Source organism: Photorhabdus australis DSM 17609 (assembly GCF_000711895.1).
Classification (GTDB): Bacteria; Pseudomonadota; Gammaproteobacteria; order Enterobacterales; family Enterobacteriaceae; genus Photorhabdus; species Photorhabdus australis.
Map to the genome: position 1 here is coordinate 77,887 of NZ_KL543985.1, position 22,651 is coordinate 100,537.

The window sequence follows — 22,651 nt, forward strand, 5'->3', positions numbered from 1 at the left end:
CAATGCCAATAATTCAACTGGACGATTCATATGATTTTCCTCTACCGGAAGAGGCATTGACGGAACCCAATGGCCTGCTGGCAGTAGGTGGTGATTTATCTGCTGGGCGGTTGAGCGCGGCCTATAATGAAGGAATTTTTCCCTGGTTTTTGCCAAGTGAAGCACCACTTTGGTGGTCTCCTGATCCACGTGCGGTCATTATCCCCGGTGAATTACATATTGGCCGGACATTACGCCGGTTTCTGCGACATCACCCGTACCGTATTACGGTAAATCATGCTTTTGAGCAGGTAGTCTATTCCTGCGCTCAACGGCAGGAAGGAACCTGGATAGGGGGAGATGTTAAGCAGGGTTATCAAGAATTACATCAGACAGGACGGGCACACTCCGTAGAAGTCTGGCATGGTGAAAAGCTTGTTGGTGGTCTGTACGGCGTCAGCGTTGGTACGCTATTTTGTGGTGAGTCTATGTTTAGTAGAATGGAGAATGCATCCAAATGCGCGCTTATTGCTTTCTATCACCATTTTCTACGACATGATGGTAAATTGATTGATAGCCAAGTGCTAAATCACCACACAGCTTCTCTGGGAGCAAAAGAAATCCCCAGGGAAACATTCATTCAGTATCTTTATCAATTCAGAAACCAATCATTAAGAACTGATTGCTGGTTACAACAAGTGCTGGATTTATAATCAACATTTTAGCCACTCATGTTGATTATGGCGGGAATAACGTGATGAACCATTCGTAAAATAGCGGTTTAAAATACAACATTCCTTTACATAATGAGGGTTTTTCGGCATTATCTTGCCCGTTAAAAACGATGGTTGTTAAACTTAGAGGATTAGATGGCCAAAGAAGACAATATTGAAATGCAAGGTACCGTGCTAGACACGCTGCCAAATACTATGTTCCGCGTTGAATTAGAAAACGGGCACGTAGTCACTGCTCACATTTCAGGTAAAATGCGTAAAAATTACATTCGCATCCTGACAGGCGACAAGGTTACAGTTGAGCTGACCCCATATGACCTGAGCAAAGGCCGTATCGTCTTCCGTAGCCGCTGATTCATTACCATTTTAGGCATTACACCACAGGCAATAGCAACGTTATGCTCGCCTGTGGTGCGATCCTATCAGTGCACTACATCTTCTGGTTTCTGCTTATAAGCACTGCTGAAATCGTAAGTCAGCACCTGTTTTGTCTTATCTAAGCCAATGCTAACTGAACCGCCGTGAACTAATGAGCCAAACAGCAACTCATTTGCTAGCGGTTTCTTCAGGCTATCCTGAATAACCCTAGCCATTGGACGAGCGCCCATCGCTTTATCATATCCTTTATCACATAGCCATTGACGAGCATCTACACTGACCTCCAGTGAAACGCCTTTTTCATCCAATTGTGCTTGCAGTGCGACAATGAATTTATCTACAACCTGCTGAATCACCTCAATAGAAAGTGAATTAAACCAGATGATACCATCAAGGCGGTTACGGAATTCTGGCGTAAATACCTTCTTGATCTCTTCCATCGCATCAGAGCTATTATCCTGCTGCTTAAATCCAATGGATGTGCGCTGAGTTTCACGTACACCAGCGTTCGTTGTCATGACTAAAATAACATTGCGGAAATCCGCTTTACGCCCGTTGTTATCGGTTAGGGTACCGTTATCCATTACCTGTAATAACAGATTGAATACATCAGGATGCGCTTTTTCAATCTCATCAAGCAACAATACTGAATGAGGGTGTTTAATCACTGCATCTGTAAGTAATCCCCCCTGATCAAAACCAACATATCCCGGTGGTGCACCAATTAGACGGCTTACGGTATGACGTTCCATATATTCCGACATATCAAAACGCAATAATTTAATGTTCAGCACTCTGGCAAGTTGTACGGTGACTTCCGTTTTACCAACCCCTGTTGGGCCTGCAAGCAGGAAAGAACCTACTGGTTTATTATCCTGCCCTAATCCTGCACGACTCATTTTGATGGCTTCAGTCAATGCCGCAATCGCTGTATCCTGACCAAACACCAACATTTTCAACCGATCATCCAACGTTTTCAGGACATCCTTATCACTGGCAGAAACAGTTTTCTCAGGAATACGAGCAATACGCGCGACAACAGATTCAATATCCGACACATTGATCGTTTTCTTACGACGGCTGACCGGCACCAAACGAGTACGCGCGCCTGCTTCATCAATAACATCTATGGCTTTATCTGGTAAATGACGATCAGTAATGTATTTCACTGATAAATCAACCGCAGCGCGAATAGCTTTTGTGGTATAACGCACATCATGGTGCGACTCATATTTGGTCCGCAACCCTTTAATAATCTGCACTGTCTCTTCCGGTGAAGGCTCAACAATATCAATCTTCTGAAAACGACGAGCCAGCGCCCGATCTTTTTCAAAAATATTACTGAACTCATGATAGGTCGTGGAACCAATCACCCTGATTCGACCACTGGATAATAGTGGCTTAATCAGATTCGCTGCATCTACCTGTCCTCCTGATGCCGCACCCGCACCGATAATGGTATGGATTTCATCTATGAATAGAATACTTTTTCTATCCTGCTCAAGCGTTTTTAACAGGGATTTGAAGCGCTTCTCAAAATCACCACGATATTTAGTACCTGCCAACAATGAACCAATATCCAGTGAATAAATCGTACAACCTGCCATCACTTCCGGTACATCTTTTTGTACAATCCGCCATGCCAAACCTTCTGCAATAGCCGTCTTACCTACTCCAGATTCACCCACCAACAATGGGTTGTTTTTCCGGCGACGACACAATACCTGAATCGTTCTTTCTAGCTCGTCTTGACGACCAATCAGTGGATCAATCTGCCCTTTCTGAGCGAGTTGATTAAGATTAGTGGTAAAATTCTCCAAACGTTCTTCACCTGCCGGATGTTCTTCCGCAGATTGAGTGCTTCCCTGATGATCCGATTCAGTGTCTTCTTTCTGGGTCCCATGAGAAATGAAATTAACCACATCCAAACGACTGACATCATGTTTACGCAGCAAATAAGCTGCCTGAGACTCCTGTTCACTGAAGATAGCTACCAACACATTAGCCCCGGAAACTTCAGAACGCCCAGAAGATTGAACATGAAACACCGCACGCTGAAGAACACGCTGGAAACTCAATGTTGGCTGAGTCTCCCGTTCATCATTTTCAGACAACAACGGTGTAGTATGTGAAATAAAATTCTCCAGTTCCTGGCGCAATTGAGCCAGATCAACCTTGCAAGCCTCCAATGCTTCACGCGCTGATGAATTGCTTAACAACGCCAGCAACAGGTGCTCCACGGTCATAAACTCATGTCTGTTATCCCGCGCTTTAGCAAAAGCAATATTAAGACTAAGTTCAAGCTCTTGGTTGAGCATAAGCACCTCCCCCTAAAATCAGTATGACTGGTCAGATTTTTTCCAGCGTACAAAGTAATGGATGCTGGTGCTCCCTGGCATACATATTTACTTGAGCCGCTTTCGTTTCTGCCACCTCAGCAGTATAAACCCCACAAACAGCCTTCCCCTGATAATGGACATCCAACATTAATTGCGTTGCCCGTTCAACATCATAAGAAAAGAACTTTCGTAATACGTCAACTACAAACTCCATCGGAGTGTAATCATCATTGTTAAGAATGACCTGATACATTGACGGCGGCAGCAGCTTTTGCTGTCGTTCATCCTTAACTGATTCCTTATTTTTCAAATTGTTATGATACTCGCTCATTATCTTTCCAACAGAATTAATCTCAAACTACCAGCCACTGCCAGCAAATAAATTATATTCCAATTTATCTTATCATTATCTGGGTAACTCCGTTTACCACAGACTATTCCCCTGTAAAAACTTGGTATAAAAGTGGATGAACGAAACTCATATCGTTATCTATATCAAATTTTAGCTATTCAAAACAACCAGACATTTGTTCTGAGCTTGACGAGAAATTGGTTTTTACTACAGTATGTTTTGTGAACAAACACAGATGATGTAACTGCTTACATGTGATTGTTTACAACTGTTATTATTAATGACTCATCTCAACCGAAATTATTAAACGAGGGATGTAGAGGTATGGAGACAGGTACTGTTAAGTGGTTCAATAATGCTAAGGGCTTTGGGTTTATTTGCCCGGCAAGCGGCGGAGAAGATATCTTCGCCCATTACTCAACCATTCAGATGGACGGTTACCGGACGCTGAAAGCGGGCCAAAAGGTGCATTTCAGCGTTCACCAAGGCCCAAAGGGAAATCATGCCAGCATTATTGTTCCTCTTGAAAACGACCCCAAGGGCTAAATAATTTGGCCTATCAGTTATAACCAGGTATGACCTTACACGCCGCTGGCAATCGTCTGCGGCGTAACATTATTCTCTTGCCAGGGCTTCTATTGGATCAAGGCGAGCAGCATTACGAGCAGGTAGATAACCAAATATCACACCAATTGCAGTAGAACAGGCAAAAGCACTGAGTAAAGCAACAGGTTGGAAAACGAAATGCCAGCCAGGGAGCGCTAATTGAGCAATAAATGCAATCATATAAGACAGTGCAATTCCCAAAACACCGCCGACCAGACAAACCAAAATAGCTTCTATTAGAAATTGCTGCATAACATCACCGGTCCTGGCTCCTACTGCCATACGGATACCAATCTCTCTTGTTCGTTCTGTCACCGAAACCAACATAATATTCATAACACCAATACCACCAACGATCAGTGAAATTACCGCTACCATCGTCAAAAATAGTTGTAAGGTACGAGTGGTTTTCTCCACTGTTTTTATCAGCATATCCGTGTTATAGGTGAAAATGTCCTTTTTTCCATGGCGTAAGGTCAGCAATTTAACAATCTTCTGTTCTGCATCTTTGGAATTATGGCCATCATTTATTCTTACGGTAATAGAATCCAGGTAATTGCGGTTCATCAGACGACTGGCCATCGTACTGTAAGGCAACCAAACATGTAATGAGCTATCACTACCGAATGCAGATTTTCTTTCAGCTATCACCCCTACAATAGTAGCGGGCATATTACCCATCAGGATCACTTCCCCAATTACGTTTTTTTGATATGGAAATAACTTACGCTGGGTATTTTTATCAATAACCACAACTTGTCCCTGACGGCGTACCATATCCGATGTGAAACTCATCCCCTGGGCAAAGCGCTGGGCATAAACCTGAAAATATTCATCACCAATACCCGATACTCTCGCCGCAACATCAATGTTTCCTTTACGAAGGCGCATACCTCCCTCAAGAACAGGTGAAACCGCCAGAATATAGGGCTGCGCTTTAATAGCATCTACATCTGATATTTTCAGCGCCTGCTTACTGACTGGATCATCACTACCAAAATCTTCTCCCGGATAAACACTAATGGTATTCGTTGCAATCTCTTTAATATCGGATAACACCAACGCCTTAGCTGCATCACCGATAACCAAAATAGTCACTACGGATGCAATACCAATAATAATTCCCAACATGGTCAGCAAAGTTCGCATCTTATTAGCAACCATCGCTCTCCATGCCATCAATAAAGCTTCATTAAATCGGCCAAGGATTTGGCGTATTGATGATATTTTTGATGTCGCTGACCGGGCTTTAAGCACGTCTTTATGCAATTGTGAACCAGAATCATTCATAATGTGACCATCTTTTATCTCAACAATCCGCTGTGCCTGAGCCGCAATTTTAGGATCATGAGTGACAATAATGACAGTATGCCCCTGTTCACATAGTTGCTTGAGAATTGCCATCACCTCTTCACCGGAATGGCTATCCAACGCCCCTGTTGGCTCATCAGCTAAGATAACCTGACCACCATTCATCAACGCTCTGGCGATACTGACTCTCTGCTGCTGTCCCCCAGAGAGTTGTCCTGGCCGATAGTTGATTCTCTCTTCAAGCCCTAAACGACCAAGCAAAGCTATCGCTCTCTGCCTGCGCTCTGTTTTAGCGGCACCTGCATAAACAGCTGGAATCTCTACGTTCTGTTCAGCAGTTAAGTGGGTCAGCAAATGATAGCGCTGGAAAATGAATCCAAAATGCTCCCGTCTCAATGCAGCCAATTCATCATTATTCAGTTCAGCAATATTCTGTCCCGCAACCCGGTATTCACCATTACTGGGTTTATCAAGACAACCAAGAATATTCATCAGTGTCGATTTACCCGATCCTGAAGCGCCGATAATCGCTACCATTTCCCCGGCATAAATAGACAAAGTGACATTATCCAGTACTTTTACCCGTTCATCGCCAGCAGAATAACTGCGTTCTATGCCTTTTAGTTCAAGTAACGCATTCATTACTCATCCCCTGCTTCACCGCGGCTGGTAATCACCTGCTCATGTTCTTTCAGGCCAGATAAAATCTGTACATCTACATCATTGCGTATGCCAATGTTCACCTCCTTCTTCTCTTCTTTACCACCATTCAAAATATCTACTTCATAGCGGGTTGAGGTGATTTGTTTACCCAGAGCTGAAAGAGGGATCATTAAAATGTCGTGATAGGAATCTAGTTGAATTTTGATTTGAGCGGTCATTTGTAAACGCAAAAGTTGTTGAGGATTAGGCACCTCAAAGCGGGCATAGAAAAAAATTGCATCATTAATCTTTTCTGGCGTTGGCAAGATATCTTTCAACACCCCCGTGAAGTTTTTATCAGGCGCGCCTAATACAGTAAAAGAGGCTTTCAGACCTGGTTTCAGGTAAATAACATCCGCTTCCGAAACTTCTGCTTTTACTAACATCGTGCCAAGATCAGCCAATGTCAGAATGGTCGGGGCTTCCTGTGCCGCAATTACCGTTTGTCCCTGAAGTGTTTTGATATTGACAACAATACCATCCATCGGGGCAGTAATACGGGTGTACTGTAAATTAGTTTGGGCAGTATCAAGGCTGGCCTTATTTTTGCTAATTTGCGCCAGTAACGTTTCTACCCTCGCTCTTTTTACTTCAACATCTGTTTTAACCTGATCCAATTCCTGATGAGATACCGCCTGCACTTTTGCCAGATCGTTTTGACGTTGCAATGTCAGCTGTGCCAGTTTCAACTGCGCCCTAGCTTCCATCAAATTAGCATTTAATTCTTTGATCGTCGCTTCAACTTCTTTCACTTGATTTTGGGCAGGTTTGGGATCGATCAATGCCAATAACTGGCCCTTTCTCACCTTATCCCCCACTTCAACATACAAGTTTTGCAACTGCCCGCTAACTTGCGCCCCAACATCCACTTTTCTGACCGCATCCAGCTTACCTGTTGCCAGTACATTTTTTTGCAAATCGCCTTTAATGACGGATACAGTCTGATATTTAACCGTTTCTGGCTTACGCAGAAAATATGCCAAAACCGATGCGATAACAGCCATAATAACTAAAAACACTATCCATCGATGTTTCGAACTAATAAAATTCATTTAAATATCATTACCTTAATCACTTGATCAAAGGAACGGCAAAAACAATGTTTCTTGCAATGCCACGAAAAAAGGAAATTTCCCTCATTCCAGATAGATGCAACTCCGTTTGAGTTTTATACTCACTGAAAGTTATTAATAACACACCAACATATAAGAATAAAAAAATTCTTTGAATAGCAGCATACTTCTCCCTAATCTTGACTGTTCTCTTGGTGCAAAAAAATTGTTATATTCACTTTTGTGGTCTTAGCAGTCAATTTTTGCACTAAATTTAGATAAAAAGACGTTAACTGTTTTAAAAAAGGATGTTAATTATGTATTCTGGGCTGTTGATCATTCTTTTGCCGTTAACGCTTGGTTATTTCGTCCATTTGAGTAGTAAAACTCTGCTAAGTGCTGTTCATCGCCTCCTCAATGCGATGGTATATGTGATTCTGTTTGTCATGGGGGTAAGTCTTGCTTTACAGGAAGACTTAGGCCGTAACCTCTTCTCTATTTTTCAGTATGCAACCGTATTTTTCTTATGTATTTTTGCCGCCAATATTCTGGCTTTATTCCTTCTTGAAAAACGTGATCCATGGATTACCGGTCCACATAAACAGGAAAAACCCCCTTCCCGTTTACATATGGTTTTTGAATCACTGAAATTATGTGGCGTTCTGATTTTAGGTTTCCTACTCGGACTAACCGGCTGGTCATGGCTACATTTCTCCAATAGTGCCAGTAAAATCGCTCTGGTTATTTTACTGTTACTAGTCGGTATTCAATTACGTAACAGTGGTATGAACCTGAAACAAATATTGCTGAACCGCCGAGGTATGATTATTGCGATTATTGTCGCAATCAGTGCGCTTGTTGGTGGTGCAGTCGCAGCATTGATCCTTGGACTGCCAATGAAAACAGGCTTAGCACTCGCTTCCGGTTATGGCTGGTATTCCCTCTCTGGTATCTTGCTTTCTGATGCTTACGGGCCAGTAATCGGCAGTGCCGCGTTCTTTAATGACTTGGCGCGTGAACTGGCAGCAATTATGTTAATTCCGGCTTTGATTAATCGATATCGCTCAAGTGCAATTGGGTTAAGTGGTGCGACTTCTATGGATTTCACCCTACCAGTATTACAACGGTGCGGTGGTGTCAGTATCGTTCCGGCAGCTATTGTTCACGGTTTTGTCTTGAGCTTATTCGCTCCTTTACTAATAGCACTCTTTACTTAATCAGAGTTTCAGCCACAATGATATTTAGTGCCATAAATTACGATTTGAGGGTTTGATCACCATCAGTAGTAAGCAATAACTATTCACCTTAAATTGCCTATCAATGGGCGTCCCCCTCAATTTTCTAAGTATAAAAATAGCATAAATAAGCTTTTGTTAAAAATTTGTATGGATAGCGAATAGAACTGGTTAATCAGATATGTAATTGAAATATCAATTAGTAATATTATCTGTATAAAATATTGCATAATTATGCCAACGGGTTTAGCATCACACTAAATCACTGACTATTCAGAAATAAAGCATGAGTATTCAATTAAAAAGCATTGATTGCTATTACGGTGTGCATCAAGCACTGTTTAACATTAATCTTGAGTGTTCTTCAGGGGAAACCGTGGTTTTGCTAGGACCGAGTGGCGCTGGTAAAAGCACTTTATTGCGGGTATTAAACTTGCTGGAAATACCACGTTCCGGCCAGTTGAATATTGCTAATCATCAATTCAATTTTAAACAAACACCTAGTCCAAAAGAGATTCGTTCTCTACGTCAGAATGTAGGTATGGTTTTTCAGCAATATAACTTGTGGCCACATCTGACGGTTATGAATAATCTAATCGAAGCGCCTTGCCGTGTACTCGGTTTACCCAAACAACAGGCTCTGGCAAAAGCGGATAAAATACTTTCCCGTTTGCGCTTAAATGATTTTGCTGGACGCTTCCCACAACATTTATCCGGAGGGCAACAACAACGGGTCGCTATTGCCCGAGCCTTGATGATGGAACCACAGGTTTTGTTATTTGATGAACCTACAGCGGCATTAGACCCAGAAATTACCGCGCAGGTTGTGAATATTATTCGTGAATTATCCGAAACGGGTATTACACAGATTATCGTCACTCATGAAGTGGAAATTGCCCGTAAAGCCGCAAACCGTGTCGTATATATGGAAAACGGGCGCATTATAGAACAAGGTGATACCAGCCATTTTACTCAGCCACAAACCAAAGCCTTTGCTAACTATCTGTCACACTAACTATTAATAGGATATAGCGATGAAAAAATTACTTTTTGCAACCCTCTTGGGTACAGTGACTTTATCTGCAGCCGCCACGGAAAAAGAGACCATTCGTTTTGCTACGGAAGCCACTTATCCCCCGTTTGAGTTCATTGACGCAAACAATCAAATTCAAGGTTTTGACATAGATCTGGCAAATGCCCTCTGTACGAAAATTAATGCTACATGCACTTTCACTAACCAATCATTTGACAGTCTAATTCCAAGCCTGAAATTTCGTCGCTTTGATGCTTTAGCCGCTGGCATAGATATCACGCCTGAGCGTCAAAAGCAGGTTGATTTTACTGATACTTACTACGACAACTCAGCGACATTCATCGCAGTTAAAGGCAAAATTTCCAGTATCACGGACTTGAAAGGAAAACAAGTAGGTATCCAGAACGGTACAACTCACCAGAAATACTTGATGGAACAACAGAAAGAAATTAAAACCGTTCCCTATGACAGCTATCAGAATGCCATTCTGGATCTGAAAAACGGTCGCCTGGATGCTGTCTTTGGTGACACTGCCGTTGTAAACGAGTGGCTGAAAAAGAATGAAAACTTAGTTACAGTGGGCAATAAAGTTACTGACCCAAATTACTTTGGTATCGGCTTAGGTCTTGCAGTTCGTAAAGGTAACAAGGAGCTACAGGACAAACTGAATAAAGCATTAACTGACATCAAACTAGATGGTACTTACGACATCATCTATAAAAAATGGTTTAAATAAGTAACTGAATCTCAATGAATGAATTTCAATCTTTAGCAAATGCCGCCGGTATCACCGTCGGCCTTGCCATCTCTGCATTGGTGCTTGGCCTGATTCTGGCAATGATCTTCGCTGCCTGGGAATCAGCCCGCTGGAAACCCTTAGCCATGCTTGGCACCTGCTGGGTCACGCTGTTCAGAGGATTACCGGAAATTTTGGTTGTGCTGTTTGTCTACTTCGGCGCATCACAATTCCTGATGATGTTGGCTGATGGCTTTGATATTTCTCTTATTTTCTGGCATCCCAGAATTCAGATAGACATTCAAGATTTTTCTGTCAACCCATTCCTGTGTGGTGTCATTGCGCTTTCCCTACTCTATTCTGCCTATGCATCGCAGACACTGAGAGGCGCAATAAAAGCAATTCCGGCAGGCCAATGGGAAGCAGGGCTGGCATTGGGTCTTAGCCGTGCTGAAATATTTTTCCGCCTGATAATGCCCCAAATGTGGCGGCATGCTCTACCTGGGCTTAGCAATCAGTGGTTAGTTTTACTGAAAGATACCGCGCTGGTATCGCTTATCAGTGTTAATGATCTGATGTTACAAACCAAAAGTATTGCAACACGTACTCAGGAACCCTTTACCTGGTATATGATTGTGGCGTTTATCTATCTGGCTATCACCCTGATCAGTCAATTTATTCTGAAGAAAATCGAGATGCATACCACTCGCTTTGATCGGAGTGCTTCCTGATGTTTGAGTATATTCAACAAATTTTGCCGGGGCTGCAAATCAGCCTGAGTTTAACTATTACGGCTCTTTTTGTCGCTTTCACGCTATCCGTGCTGTTCACTATAATTTTGACCATGAAATTGCCAGTACTAACACAACTGGTAAAAACCTACATCACTCTATTTACCGGCACACCTTTGCTGGTGCAATTCTTTCTGGTTTATTACGGACCAGGGCAATTTCCATCCATAAAAGAATATCCGTTGTTTTGGCAGCTACTGTCTGAACCCTGGTTCTGTGCAATGGTGACGCTAGCGCTTAACAGTGCCGCCTATTCTACTCAGCTATTTTACGGTGCAGTAAAAGCAATCCCTGCCGGTCAGTGGCATTCCTGCCAAGCGTTGGGAATGTCTAAGGCACAATCTATTCAGATCCTGCTACCATATGCCTTCAAACGAGCGTTGTCTTCCTATTCCAACGAAGTCGTATTGATTTTCAAAAGTACTTCTCTTGCAAGCACAATTACTTTGCTGGAAGTGATGGGATACAGCCAACTCTTGTTTGGCCGTAATTATGATGCAATGGCTTTTGTTGCCGCAGGTGTGATTTATCTGTGTGTTAACGGTATCTTGACTTTACTGATGAGGATGATTGAACGCCGTGCGCTGACTTTTGAGCATCGCAATTAAATGTTTGGCTATCATGGGATGGAGCATTTTTCTACCGCATCATCCCCTTCTTCACAATATATACCTGTTATCTTTCAAGTTGCCTCTTGTTGGCTGCACTCACTCACCCCGGTCACATCGTTAGCTATGCTCCCGGGGATTCGCTCCCTTGCCATCGCGATCCATCTTGAAATCTATTGGGTATAAAATCAGCCACGATTTAATACCAATAATGTTAAAACTTCATAGTGCTCAGTATGAGGGAACATATCAAACAACTGTATCTTTTCTACACGATAATTAGCTAACGCAGCGATATCTTTCACCATCGTCTGAGCATTGCAGCTTGAATAAATAATATAACCAGGCGCCATTCTGCTGAGATAATCACATAATTCTTTACCAATTCCTCGACGAGGTGGATTTACCAGAACCAGTTCCGGAATCTGCGCTTTTTCTACAGCAAAATGTGTTGAATCCAAAGCCTGAAATTCGATATTTTCCAAACCCAATGTTTTGGCCGAATCACGGGCACAATCAATCGCTTCAGGACTGATTTCTATTCCAGTTAAACGGGTGTTTTTATCTGCACAATGAAGTCCAAAACCACCAACGCCACAGAACAGATCCCACATGCTATTAATTTCCAACTCACGAACCCAACGCCCTGCTGTCGCGTATAATTCAGACGCAATTTTCGGGTTAGTCTGGAAAAAGCTGTGTGGGCGAATGTAAAGAGGGATGCCATTAAATTCTTCTTTCAGTACTTGCTGCTCGGTAAAGAGGATCTCCTTTTCACCTTCCAAAATCGCCATATGGATTGGCTGAATATTGGCAGAGATAACGGTAAGTTGTGGTAATTGCGCTCTCAATTGGGGCAAAGCTCGTTCCAATTGAGCAATTTTCGTTTCAGAACGCAGTACAAAGCGCAACATCATTTCACCGCTATTACGACTTTCTGTCAGCAACAGGTATTTTAGTTCACCCCGTTTACGGGCAACGTTATACGGCGTTAACCCAGCACAAGCAATGAAAGATTTAACAATATCGAATACATGCTGAAAATGCGGTGGATAAAGGGGACAGTTAGACAAATCAACCGCGATTCCATCACGATGCAACATACCCAACAATGGACGTTCCACACTGCCACTGACAACCATTTTAGCTTTATTGCGAAAAGTACGTTGTTCACTGGCAATCGGGGACAACCATTGGCCAACAATAGTTTGAGCCAATAACTGTTTTAAATTCCGCTGCTTATCTTCTAATTGCTGGAAATAGGGTTTTTCAAGCCACTGACAGGAGTGACAATGCCCTGAGGAATACTGTGCACATTGCATTGTTGAATGACCGTGTTGGAAATATTAGTGCAAAGTAAAAGTCGGTGCTTTAGTAGAAACCTGTGACTCTTCGTCTTCTTCAATGTCACCTTCGACTTCAATATCACGGTTAATGTACAACAGGTTATTACTGTGAATTTCAAAAATTACACCTGCAATTTGCTCTTCACTTTGTTGTAAGAAATGAGAAAACTGGGAAAAGGTAAGCCCGGCAGAAACCAAAAAAGACTGACATACGACTAATTTCGGTAAGTTTTCATCCTGAATATCAAGAAAAGCCTTAATAGTCAGTGAACTTGCGTTAATCTGGCTTAGATTAGCCATTAAAGGAATAATTGCTGTTGGCTTCACCTCAGCCAAAGCAGAGAACAAGATGACGTTATCGAGCAAATCAATTTTAGCATCGAATAAGCCATCAATATTCTGCATATGAGGTAGATGCAGTGCCTGGCACGAATCACACTCAAAGTAGGAAATTTTGAGCTGATCCAACCACTCACGCAATACTGGTAAGTCAGGAATGACAAGTGAACCCATCTAACAACCCCATACACCGGAAAATGAAAAAGCGCTATAGCTTACGAAATAATTCTTTATCGCGCTATCACCAATAACTGATAAATTATTTTTCTTTACCGTTATCGATACCTTTAGACTTATTTTTACTCTCTTTTTTATGATCAATTCCCAGAAAAGAGAGACCATACACTGCACGCCAGATGATGTTGACCACAGCAGGAATCAGACAACCAATCCCTACGAAAATCATAACAATATGCGCTTCTGGAGTCATTAGTAGATCTGTTAAGATAACAATATCATTGATAGTCAAATATGCCAGGAGCAACCACCCAATGCCAATAACTTCCAGCAGGATAACCTGTTTTGGCATATCTGCCAATGAACTCATACAGCGCTGTCGATTACTCTTCATTAGTATCCTCACTTACAACCTTGGTGCAACATTATACTACCGAAAATCTATTGCCAACATCGGTATAATTAATTAAAACAAAAGGAAATTCCTGCTTTTTTTTACAAATCTATGCAGGCATAGTGACTATCAATGAACATGAGCAATACATCAATCAGGATTATACCCAATAGATTTCAAGATGCACCGCGACGGCAAGGAAGCAAATCCCCAGGAGCATAGATAACGATGTGACCGGGGTGAACGAGTGCAGCCAACAAAGAGGCAACTTGAAAGATAACAGGTATATTTTAATATAACCAAGAGGAGTTTATATGTTTACTGTGATTTTTGGCCGTCCTGGCTGCCCATATTGTGTCCGTGCGAAAGAGCTGGCTGAAAGACTGAAAGAACAACGAGATGATTTTGACTTCAACTATGTTGATATTCACGCAGAAGGTATTACTAAGGCTGATCTAGAAAAAACTGTTGGTAAACCAGTAGAAACGGTTCCACAGATTTTCGTTGATGAGAAACACATTGGTGGTTGTACAGATTTCGAAGCATATGTAAAAAAACATCATTTATTACAATAACCGAACTTCGAACCTTACTTTTTAGCTGTAAAAACAGCCATTGATTAACAACAGCTTACTCAGTTGATTTGTGCAAAAAGTGTTATTTTCATCAAACTGAAAAAGATTTGGTATTTTTTTCTTATCACGAAGAACTTTCTTGCCAAATCGTAGTCTGAGTTAATGCCACTGCTTTTCTTTGATATCCCCATATTGAGGAACCCGATAGCTCATCCATTTTGGTTCAAGGCTATCGGGTTTTTTTATCACCTGAAGAATCTGACTTTCGCACGCATATAACCCATTTTCCAGACCAAGCTGATTACGAAAATATTTCAATATATATCAACACATTAACAGTCTTGATTATCACCACTACCCAACATTTTTCTGGTGAAAATATAAACCAAAAATAAATAACATCAAATAATTATGACAATTATTCTTTACTCATTCACTCACCAACTTTAATCTCTTACGCCCAATTGTCGTTATGTACACAAGAGACTGGATGTGAGGCCCGATTTGTTAGAGCAAATAAACCATAATCTGTTTACTTTTTTCAATGCCACACCAGAATCATCACCAGTGATGGTTGTAATAGCGATTTTTGTTGCGAAATATCTGGGTCTGGTTTTTCCTTTGATATTGGCGGGCTTTTGGTTCTGGGGTTCAGAACGTGCCCTTCCCCATCACCGTGTTATCGTCAGTAAAACTACCATTGCTTTCTGTTTTGCTATGCTAACCTCATTCTGTATCGGTTTACTCTGCCCTCACGACCGCCCTTTTGCAGAAGGTTTCGGTTATAATTTTCTTCTTCACGCACCAACAACTTCCTTCCCAAGTAATCACGGAACAGCTGTCTTTACGTTCGCTTTATCTTTTCTGTTCTGGTACAGGATTTGGCCAGGTTTGTGTTTGATGGCAATCGCGTTGGCTGTCGCATGGTCCAGAGTCTATTTAGGTGTCCACTGGCCGATGGATATGGTTGGCGCATTTCTCGTCAGTCTGATGGCATGCGCTTTTACACAAATGATATGGCTCTTGTCTGGTGAAAATTTACAAAGAACATTGAATAACCTGTACCAACGCTGCTGTGCTTTTCCTATCCGTAAAGGCTGGATAAAAGATTAATGCATACTGCCAACTTGAGCTCATAAAGAAGCTAATCCTTGACACATGATTGTATTCTTAATCAGCAACACAAATGCAAATTAATTATTCCGGACTAGCAAACACTACTCCAATCAAGACCGTTTTATTAGAAGTTATTGGTTAATTTCACCCTAAAAAATGAATATTCATTAAGCAACAGAGTCATATTATGGACCATATTTAACATCTATCCATTCTTACAATTCAACTCAACTCCTTTCATCAGTCAAGAAATCTGTACTAAACCACTATGTAACTAGATATACAACGATAGGAATTATTAATATTTAATCGAAGAATTCATCGCTTATATTTCACTCGCATTATTGACGTCATCAATCAGTATTCTGACTTTATATATATTTTTCACAAAGATACAAATATGGCATATAAGATATAAATATTTTAATATCCAGTAACAAATTGATATTTATCAATTTATTAATTCTTACTTCTATTTTTCATTTCCATTCATTAAAATGTAAACAAAAGATAAAGTAATAGCAAAAACATAAGAGAATAATGAGAGTTGAGTAACAACTCAATTAAGGTTATAATTTGACCTTATTAAAACTGGTAATATTCAAGCAACAATTACACTAAATCTCGTAACATTATGACTATACGGGATTTATTCGGCGTTTGAGACTATGATCACAGTACTATTCACTAAAAATCGCTATCTTGCCATCATCAAAAGTCTGGAGTTAAAATTTTCAGACTTTCTTTCAAAAAAGAAAGTAAAGAGAAAATTTTGGCTTGCTAATTTAAAGTTTAATTTTCGACCAATATGTCAATATGGTAATAAAAACGAATAAATAAAAACCAGACATATTTAAAAAATTTATTCTTTATAAAGAAAGAGTTAAACCACATGCATTTATTGAATGCTTGTGGTATTGAAATTTTGTTTTTTAATTTACCGCGTTATTCTCGGAGATATAATTATGGATATGACTCAAACAGGTACGATCGCACCAAAAGCTGCCAGCCCAAGCGATTATAAAACCTGGCGTAAATCAGATACAGTATGGATGCTTGGTTTATATGGTACTGCGATTGGTGCCGGTGTACTGTTCTTACCAATCAATGCAGGTATTGGTGGCTTGCTGCCTCTGCTGGTGATGGCATTACTGGCTTTCCCAATGACATTCTTTGCTCACCGCGGGATGTGCCGTTTTGTACTTTCCGGTAAAAATCCAGGTGAAGATATTACTGAAGTGGTAGAAGAGCACTTCGGCAAGCTGGCAGGAAAACTCATTACCCTGCTCTACTTCTTCGCCATCTACCCAATACTACTGGTTTACAGTGTTGCTATTACCAACACCGTAGACAGCTTTATTGTTCACCAATTACATCTGCCCTCTCCGCCCCGTGCCCTATTGGCTCTGATTCTAATTGTTGGTGTAATGACCATCGTTCGTTTCGGTGAACAAGCTATTGTTAAGGCAATGAGCGTTCTGGTATTCCCATTTGTTGCCGTTCTGATGCTATTGGCGTTTTATCTGATCCCTAACTGGAATACCGCGATTTTCGAAAACATCTCTGTTTCTGCATCAGGCACTGGTCACGGGCTGCTAATTACTCTGTGGCTGGCAATTCCGGTAATGGTATTCTCCTTTAACCACTCACCAATCATCTCTGCATTCGCGGTAGCAAAGCGTGAAGAGTACGGCGAAAACGCTGAGAAAAAATGCTCCCGCATCCTGTCATATGCCCACATTATGATGGTTGTGACAGTCATGTTCTTCGTATTCAGTTGTGTACTAAGCCTATCTCCAGAAAACCTGGCAGAAGCTAAAGCACAGAACATCTCTATTCTGTCTTATTTGGCTAATCACTTTAATACCCCAGTGATTGCCTACATTGCTCCATTTATTGCATTCATAGCGATTACCAAATCTTTCCTTGGTCATTATCTGGGTGCTCGTGAGGGTTTTAACGGTATGGTGGTCAAAACTCTACGTGACCAAGGTAAAACCATTGAACCGAATAAACTGAACCGTATCACATCTACTTTCATGTTAGTAACAACCTGGATAGTTGCTACCCTGAACCCAAGCATCCTGGAAATGATCGAAAGATTGGGCGGTCCAATTATCGCAATGCTGCTGTTCATCATGCCAATGTATGCAATCCGCAAAGTTCCTGCTATGCGCAAATATAGCGGCAAACTGAGTAACATATTTATTGTATTCATGGGCTTAGTGGCTATTTCCGCTGTTCTTTACTCACTATTTGCATAATAAATTCCCGGTTGCTGTTCTCGCGGACAGCAACCGCCGTACTTAACTCTATCTACTACGCATCGAATCAAAATACTTATCGATGTATACTCAAGACACTTCAAAGTGCATGTTTGAAAAACGATTATGCTGTTGAATTTAAATATTTTTATGTCTGACGGCTCAAGCATCTTGAAGTTCATTCGGTATATACCTGTTATCTTTCAAGTTGCCTCTTTGTTGGCTGTACTCACTCACCCCGGTCACATCGTTATCTATGCTCCCGGGGATTCTCTCCCTTGCCGTCGCGATGCATCTTGAAATCTATTGGGTATATGACTATTGAAATATTAAATAAATATTTATATTGTTAATAACATTAATTGATATCAGAATTTATTGATATATCCGATCCTTATATTAAGACAACCAATGATAACTCTATTTATTCTCTAATAAACTTTTTTAAGAACAGACAAATAATTGTCATAGAAAAGTTTTCTTATAAAAAAGACACATAACAACTCGTTCATATTGATAATTATATAAATCTTAAAAAAATAAAAATCATATTATTTTACATGGTTAAAAATGCAATTGTATTTTAATTATCACATTAATCATCCCAATATAAATATATTATCAACAATATCTTAATTCTATCTAATTATACAGAATGTAAGAAATTACAACTCTTTCACATTTACAATTTATTTTCTTTTTGGCGCAATATAATTATATTTATCAATTAATTAAATTATTTTCTTAAATTTAATTGACAACATCCAAATGGCACCTATAGTTATATGTGTCAGACAAAATGTTATATGCCAATTAAAAATGCCAACTGTCCTATATTTTTAGTGCAAAAAATATTTCTTGTGTAGATTGCTTTTTATAGTAGAAGTACCAACCACCTTATATTTCTCAAGCTAGCGGTTTTTCGTTCTTTTCTTGAGAAGATATAAGTTTCTTTATCAATAAATTACAATATATTATGGAGTTTATTATGATGATTAACGATATGCACCCTTCTTTAGTCAAAGATAAAGATATGATGGATGATATGGTCTTACGTAGCTGTAAAGTTATTAGCATGAAAGTTATGCCTGATAATGTCATGCAAGTCATGGTGACTGTATTACTCCTTGATGGCGGTTCTGAAGAGATGCTTTTAAAATGGAACCTTATGGATAATAGAGGAATGGCTATTTATAAGATTCTAATGGAAGCTCTTTGTGCTAAGAAAGATATAAAAATAGGAACAGTAGGAAAAGTAGGACCTCTCGATCGTGATTATATTAGTTACGTAGAATTATCTATGTAAAATAATCATCCTTTGTTAAATGTCTGCGCCAAATAATAGACTCCTAATAAGAACTTAATCTGATTTCAGGTAAATTGATTGGTCGTAAACAGGAATCAGGCGCAACATATCTCTGGTAGAATAAAGCTGCTTTTCATAAAGATGCTTCCTACCAGATTTAGGGCAGAACATAATCTCAACGTTCTGCCCATCATGATTGTATTCAATGTTATTTTAAATTATGAATTTATAGAAATAACAAAAGACAATTCATAAGTTAATTTACTTAACTATATATTTCGTCAATACAATACTCGCTATAATGTACCAACAATTAAATTTAAAAAAATAAGATAATCTCCATCTTTTACACATCATTAATATCTTATAATAAAAAAATAACTTCAATAATATATTAACATTATTAATAAAATTATTTTATTTGATATTATTATCCATGAAACATACCACAACTATTAATCACCAAATTTATAATTATATAAATACCTAAAACATAGATAACTCACTAACATTTGAACAAAATACACTCTAAAAAATACAGATTAAGCAGATAAATAAAATAATTTATCATGTACTACGTGCGCCCATCAGCTTCTACACAACGTTTCGATCTACGAATTATTTAACAGTAATGTCCCGCAATAATAACGCCAATGGGAATAGATTATTAACTCTTTCTTTCAAATAACCAGCAATAAATATCAATATTATTTTTTGATTATCACCATGTATTTGATTATTACATATCTAACTCCTTAGGGTAAATATATTATTGGCCACATTTTAATAGCATCAATAATTATATAACACAGATAAACTTTTAATATGGATTACAATTACCAATTATCTTATATTTCTTCGGCGGACAATTTATTACTTCGCATCTTTAGGTAATAAGAATTTATTTTTTAACTACATTAAATTATAGGATTAATACAATGAACTATGCACATCCTTCTTCAAACAGTGAAGTGGCAACTGAAACTAAAACCGAAACCACTCAGGCTCCTAATTATTATTTCGCAGTCGGTACAGTAAGCTCAGTCCAAGCTGCACCTGATCAAAACCAATTGCAGATTACTGTTACTATGCAATTCCCTAACGGTAAATTTAACTATCTCTTATGGTGGAATGCTCAGGACTACAGAGGAGCAGCTCTGTATCATCTTCTTCTGAACGCTTGCAGTAATAACAAACGTGTAAATATAACTTCTTCATCAGCAGTTTCTCCTGGTGGATACAATTATATCTACAACGCAACTCTGCTGGCTTCTTAAGATAAATTTATAAGCAGCCAAATATCTATGCCGAATACAATATTGTTACAATATAAATTTGGCATAGTATTTTCTTGGTAGAATAAGGCTGATGTTTATTCTTGGCCAAAAGATAATTTCTATCGAACGCTACCCTTTCCAGGCAGAACTGTAATATCAGAGTTCTGCCTGTTTTGACAAAATTTTTCCAAATCTAATACCATCAACAACATCTTTGATGTTCAATAATAACAATCTTGATTTCATAAACTCACGTTTAATTAAATAAATATTCCTTTAAATAAAAACACCAAAAACAATAGAAAAACCAATTATAATAGATTTATCTAAGCACACTTAATAACCTAAAAACAATATAATAAAACAATTAAATAAGCTATATTTACAACCATTAGCCATTAATTACTTATATACCCGTCATCTTTCAAGTTGCCTCTTTGTTAGCTGCACTCACTCACCCCGGTCACATCGTTATCTATGCTCCCGGGGATTCGCTCCCTTGCCGTCGCGATACATCTTGAAATCCATAGGGTATAGACCCACAGAAAAATTCAATATCATTATTACTCCCCTTGGGGCCGGAAAACTTATCGTATTTGGTAAAACTGAAACAGGTAAAAATGCCATTGTTAAGGCGAGCGCGGCAAAAATGCCGCGCACCAGACCAGAAACCTTACCTTTCCACATAAGATTACGTTAAATCAACCAAAAATTGCATTAAACCAACTACTAACTTTCATGACAATAAAATCCCAAATACGGCTGAAAAAACCACCTTCTTCAACAGTTTCTTTAACAACTAAAGGACGCTGTTCAATAACTTTATCCCCCAATTGAAAATTAATCACACCCACAACCTGATTTTTTGCCAAAGGTGCTTCTAATGGTGTCTGATTCAGCGTGTAACTGGCTTTCAGGTTTTTCAGTTGACCTCGGGGAATGGTGATTGCTGCATTTTTTTCCACCCCAAGAACAACATCTGAACGATCACCATACCAAACTTTTTCTGAAACAAATGATTCACTGGCTTTAATTGGTGTTACCGTTTCATAAAAACGGAAGCCCCACGAAAGTAATTTTTCGCTCTCTGTGAAACGAACCCGATCACTTGGCGCACCCAACACAACAGAAATAAGTCTCATTGGTCCCTCTGTCGCTGAAGCAACCAAATTATAACCAGCACCACTGGTATATCCTGTTTTCACACCATCCACATTCATATCTTTATTCCATAATAATCGATTACGATTGGGCTGTTGGATTTTATTGAAAGTGAACGTTTTCTCTTTATGAAGAACATATTCATCAGGAACATCACGGATCATCGCCTGGCTTAATACCGCCATATCACGGGCAGTACTGAATTGCCCTTCAGAATCCAGTCCATGGACCGTTTGAAAATGGGTGTTAGTTAACCCGAGTAATTTTACATAATTATTCATCAGACTAACAAACGCATCCTGACTACCTGCCACATAATCAGCTAAAGCAATGCTAGCATCATTGCCAGACTGAATAACAATGCCTCGATTCAGATCAATCACTTTTACCTGGTCACCCGGCTTAAGAAACATCAGAGAAGAACCTTTCAATACCGGATTACCCGTTGCCCAGGCATCCTTTCCCACAGTAACCACATCTTCTGGCGTGATTTTTCCTGTTTTTATCGCCTGACCAATCACATAGCTGGTCATAATTTTTGTCAGGCTTGCTGGATCAAGCCGTTCATCAGGATTATTCGAGGCCAGAATTTTACCGCTGTCATAATCCATCAACACATAAGCTTTAGCATCCACCGAAGGAACAATCGGTTCATTCGATGCATAAACGTGAGTACTTGCTACTAATATCACCGTCAGCGCCGCAGTAACACATTTCATTGTCATAGCCAGATTTTTCTTCATTAACGTTCCTCCCTTTTGGTTGCAAGAACAATGTCAAATTTCTATTAATATATGATGTTGTACGATAAGAAACCAATTTAACAGTGTAAAGGTTGTT

At 39.7% G+C, this 22,651-nt stretch carries 21 protein-coding genes; 13 read left to right on the forward strand and 8 right to left on the reverse strand.

What is annotated here, in order from left to right:
- Positions 1–2: 2 nt before the first annotated feature.
- Together aat and infA are read left to right on the forward strand one after the other, a co-directional pair.
- A complete protein-coding gene (gene aat / locus BO26_RS18885) occupies positions 3–692 on the forward strand; it encodes a leucyl/phenylalanyl-tRNA--protein transferase (RefSeq protein ID WP_036774244.1) in 690 nt (229 codons plus the stop codon).
- Positions 693–848: 156 nt separating this feature from the next.
- Complete coding sequence (infA, locus tag BO26_RS18890) at positions 849–1,067, forward strand: translation initiation factor IF-1 (RefSeq protein WP_002211347.1); 219 nt, start codon at positions 849–851, stop codon at positions 1,065–1,067.
- 68 nt (positions 1,068–1,135) lie between these two features.
- Here the strand turns inward: infA and clpA are convergent, their stop codons facing one another.
- Both clpA and clpS read right to left on the reverse strand, forming a co-directional pair.
- Positions 1,136–3,409 (reverse strand): ATP-dependent Clp protease ATP-binding subunit ClpA, encoded by a 2,274-nt coding sequence (gene clpA / locus BO26_RS18895; RefSeq protein WP_036774246.1) that lies wholly within the window; start codon positions 3,407–3,409, stop codon positions 1,136–1,138.
- Between the two features lie 31 nt (positions 3,410–3,440).
- Positions 3,441–3,761 carry an ATP-dependent Clp protease adapter ClpS gene (gene clpS / locus BO26_RS18900; protein ID WP_036774248.1) on the reverse strand — a complete coding sequence of 107 codons (321 nt, stop codon included), beginning with the start codon at positions 3,759–3,761 and terminating at the stop codon, positions 3,441–3,443.
- A gap of 345 nt (positions 3,762–4,106) precedes the next feature.
- Here clpS and cspD point away from each other — a divergent pair, with 345 nt between their 5' ends.
- On the forward strand, positions 4,107–4,328 hold the full coding sequence (gene cspD / locus BO26_RS18905; RefSeq protein ID WP_015834982.1) for a cold shock-like protein CspD: 222 nt from the start codon (positions 4,107–4,109) through the stop codon (positions 4,326–4,328).
- A 69-nt stretch (positions 4,329–4,397) separates the two neighbouring features.
- On the opposite strand, the gene macB is transcribed toward cspD, so the two are convergent.
- Both macB and macA read right to left on the reverse strand, forming a co-directional pair.
- Positions 4,398–6,341, reverse strand: a complete 1,944-nt coding sequence (macB, locus tag BO26_RS18910; RefSeq protein WP_036774250.1) for a macrolide ABC transporter ATP-binding protein/permease MacB — start codon at positions 6,339–6,341, stop codon at positions 4,398–4,400.
- Complete coding sequence (gene macA / locus BO26_RS18915; RefSeq protein ID WP_036774251.1) at positions 6,341–7,453, reverse strand: macrolide transporter subunit MacA; 1,113 nt, start codon at positions 7,451–7,453, stop codon at positions 6,341–6,343. Before macA ends, macB begins: the two co-directional genes overlap by 1 nt.
- 317 nt (positions 7,454–7,770) lie before the next feature.
- Between macA and BO26_RS18920 the strand changes: the two genes are divergently transcribed.
- The 5 genes from BO26_RS18920 to artM all read left to right on the forward strand — a co-directional run bounded on the left by BO26_RS18920 (position 7,771) and on the right by artM (position 11,856).
- Complete coding sequence (locus BO26_RS18920; RefSeq protein ID WP_036774252.1) at positions 7,771–8,670, forward strand: LysO family transporter; 900 nt, start codon at positions 7,771–7,773, stop codon at positions 8,668–8,670.
- 304 nt (positions 8,671–8,974) lie between these two features.
- Positions 8,975–9,703, forward strand: a complete 729-nt coding sequence (gene artP, locus BO26_RS18925; protein ID WP_036774253.1) for an arginine ABC transporter ATP-binding protein ArtP — start codon at positions 8,975–8,977, stop codon at positions 9,701–9,703.
- Positions 9,704–9,722: 19 nt separating this feature from the next.
- The gene (gene artJ / locus BO26_RS18930; protein WP_036774254.1) at positions 9,723–10,457 is read left to right on the forward strand and encodes an arginine ABC transporter substrate-binding protein; all 735 of its coding nucleotides are present in this window, start codon (positions 9,723–9,725) and stop codon (positions 10,455–10,457) included.
- 14 nt (positions 10,458–10,471) lie between these two features.
- Positions 10,472–11,188: an arginine ABC transporter permease ArtQ gene (gene artQ, locus BO26_RS18935; RefSeq protein WP_036774255.1), complete on the forward strand. Its 717-nt coding sequence runs from the start codon at positions 10,472–10,474 to the stop codon at positions 11,186–11,188.
- Positions 11,188–11,856, forward strand: coding sequence for an arginine ABC transporter permease ArtM (gene artM, locus BO26_RS18940; protein WP_036774257.1), 669 nt, complete (start codon positions 11,188–11,190; stop codon positions 11,854–11,856). The genes artQ and artM overlap by 1 nt, the downstream gene beginning before the upstream one ends.
- 188 nt (positions 11,857–12,044) lie before the next feature.
- Here the strand turns inward: artM and rlmC are convergent, their stop codons facing one another.
- From rlmC to BO26_RS18955, 3 genes are all read right to left on the reverse strand, one after another.
- Positions 12,045–13,178 (reverse strand): 23S rRNA (uracil(747)-C(5))-methyltransferase RlmC, encoded by a 1,134-nt coding sequence (gene rlmC, locus BO26_RS18945; RefSeq protein ID WP_036774258.1) that lies wholly within the window; start codon positions 13,176–13,178, stop codon positions 12,045–12,047.
- A gap of 24 nt (positions 13,179–13,202) precedes the next feature.
- Positions 13,203–13,715, reverse strand: a complete 513-nt coding sequence (locus tag BO26_RS18950) for a type III secretion system chaperone family protein (protein WP_015834991.1) — start codon at positions 13,713–13,715, stop codon at positions 13,203–13,205.
- 85 nt (positions 13,716–13,800) lie between these two features.
- Positions 13,801–14,112, reverse strand: a complete 312-nt coding sequence (locus BO26_RS18955; RefSeq protein ID WP_036774261.1) for a YbjC family protein — start codon at positions 14,110–14,112, stop codon at positions 13,801–13,803.
- A 314-nt stretch (positions 14,113–14,426) separates the two neighbouring features.
- On the opposite strand from BO26_RS18955, the gene BO26_RS18960 reads away from it, so the two are divergent.
- The 5 genes from BO26_RS18960 to BO26_RS18980 all read left to right on the forward strand — a co-directional run bounded on the left by BO26_RS18960 (position 14,427) and on the right by BO26_RS18980 (position 20,650).
- Positions 14,427–14,687 carry a GrxA family glutaredoxin gene (locus tag BO26_RS18960; protein ID WP_036774263.1) on the forward strand — a complete coding sequence of 87 codons (261 nt, stop codon included), beginning with the start codon at positions 14,427–14,429 and terminating at the stop codon, positions 14,685–14,687.
- A 504-nt stretch (positions 14,688–15,191) separates the two neighbouring features.
- Entirely contained in the window at positions 15,192–15,800 is a 609-nt protein-coding gene (ybjG, locus tag BO26_RS18965) for an undecaprenyl-diphosphate phosphatase (RefSeq protein ID WP_036774447.1), read from the forward strand.
- A 968-nt stretch (positions 15,801–16,768) separates the two neighbouring features.
- The gene (locus tag BO26_RS18970) at positions 16,769–18,067 is read left to right on the forward strand and encodes an HAAAP family serine/threonine permease (protein WP_036774265.1); all 1,299 of its coding nucleotides are present in this window, start codon (positions 16,769–16,771) and stop codon (positions 18,065–18,067) included.
- 988 nt (positions 18,068–19,055) lie between these two features.
- The gene (locus BO26_RS18975) at positions 19,056–19,373 is read left to right on the forward strand and encodes a Cro/Cl family transcriptional regulator (protein WP_236637628.1); all 318 of its coding nucleotides are present in this window, start codon (positions 19,056–19,058) and stop codon (positions 19,371–19,373) included.
- A gap of 938 nt (positions 19,374–20,311) precedes the next feature.
- Positions 20,312–20,650 (forward strand): hypothetical protein, encoded by a 339-nt coding sequence (locus tag BO26_RS18980; RefSeq protein ID WP_036774268.1) that lies wholly within the window; start codon positions 20,312–20,314, stop codon positions 20,648–20,650.
- 701 nt (positions 20,651–21,351) lie between these two features.
- Here the strand turns inward: BO26_RS18980 and BO26_RS18985 are convergent.
- Positions 21,352–22,554, reverse strand: coding sequence for a serine hydrolase (locus BO26_RS18985; RefSeq protein WP_051691065.1), 1,203 nt, complete (start codon positions 22,552–22,554; stop codon positions 21,352–21,354).
- Positions 22,555–22,651: the final 97 nt, after the last annotated feature.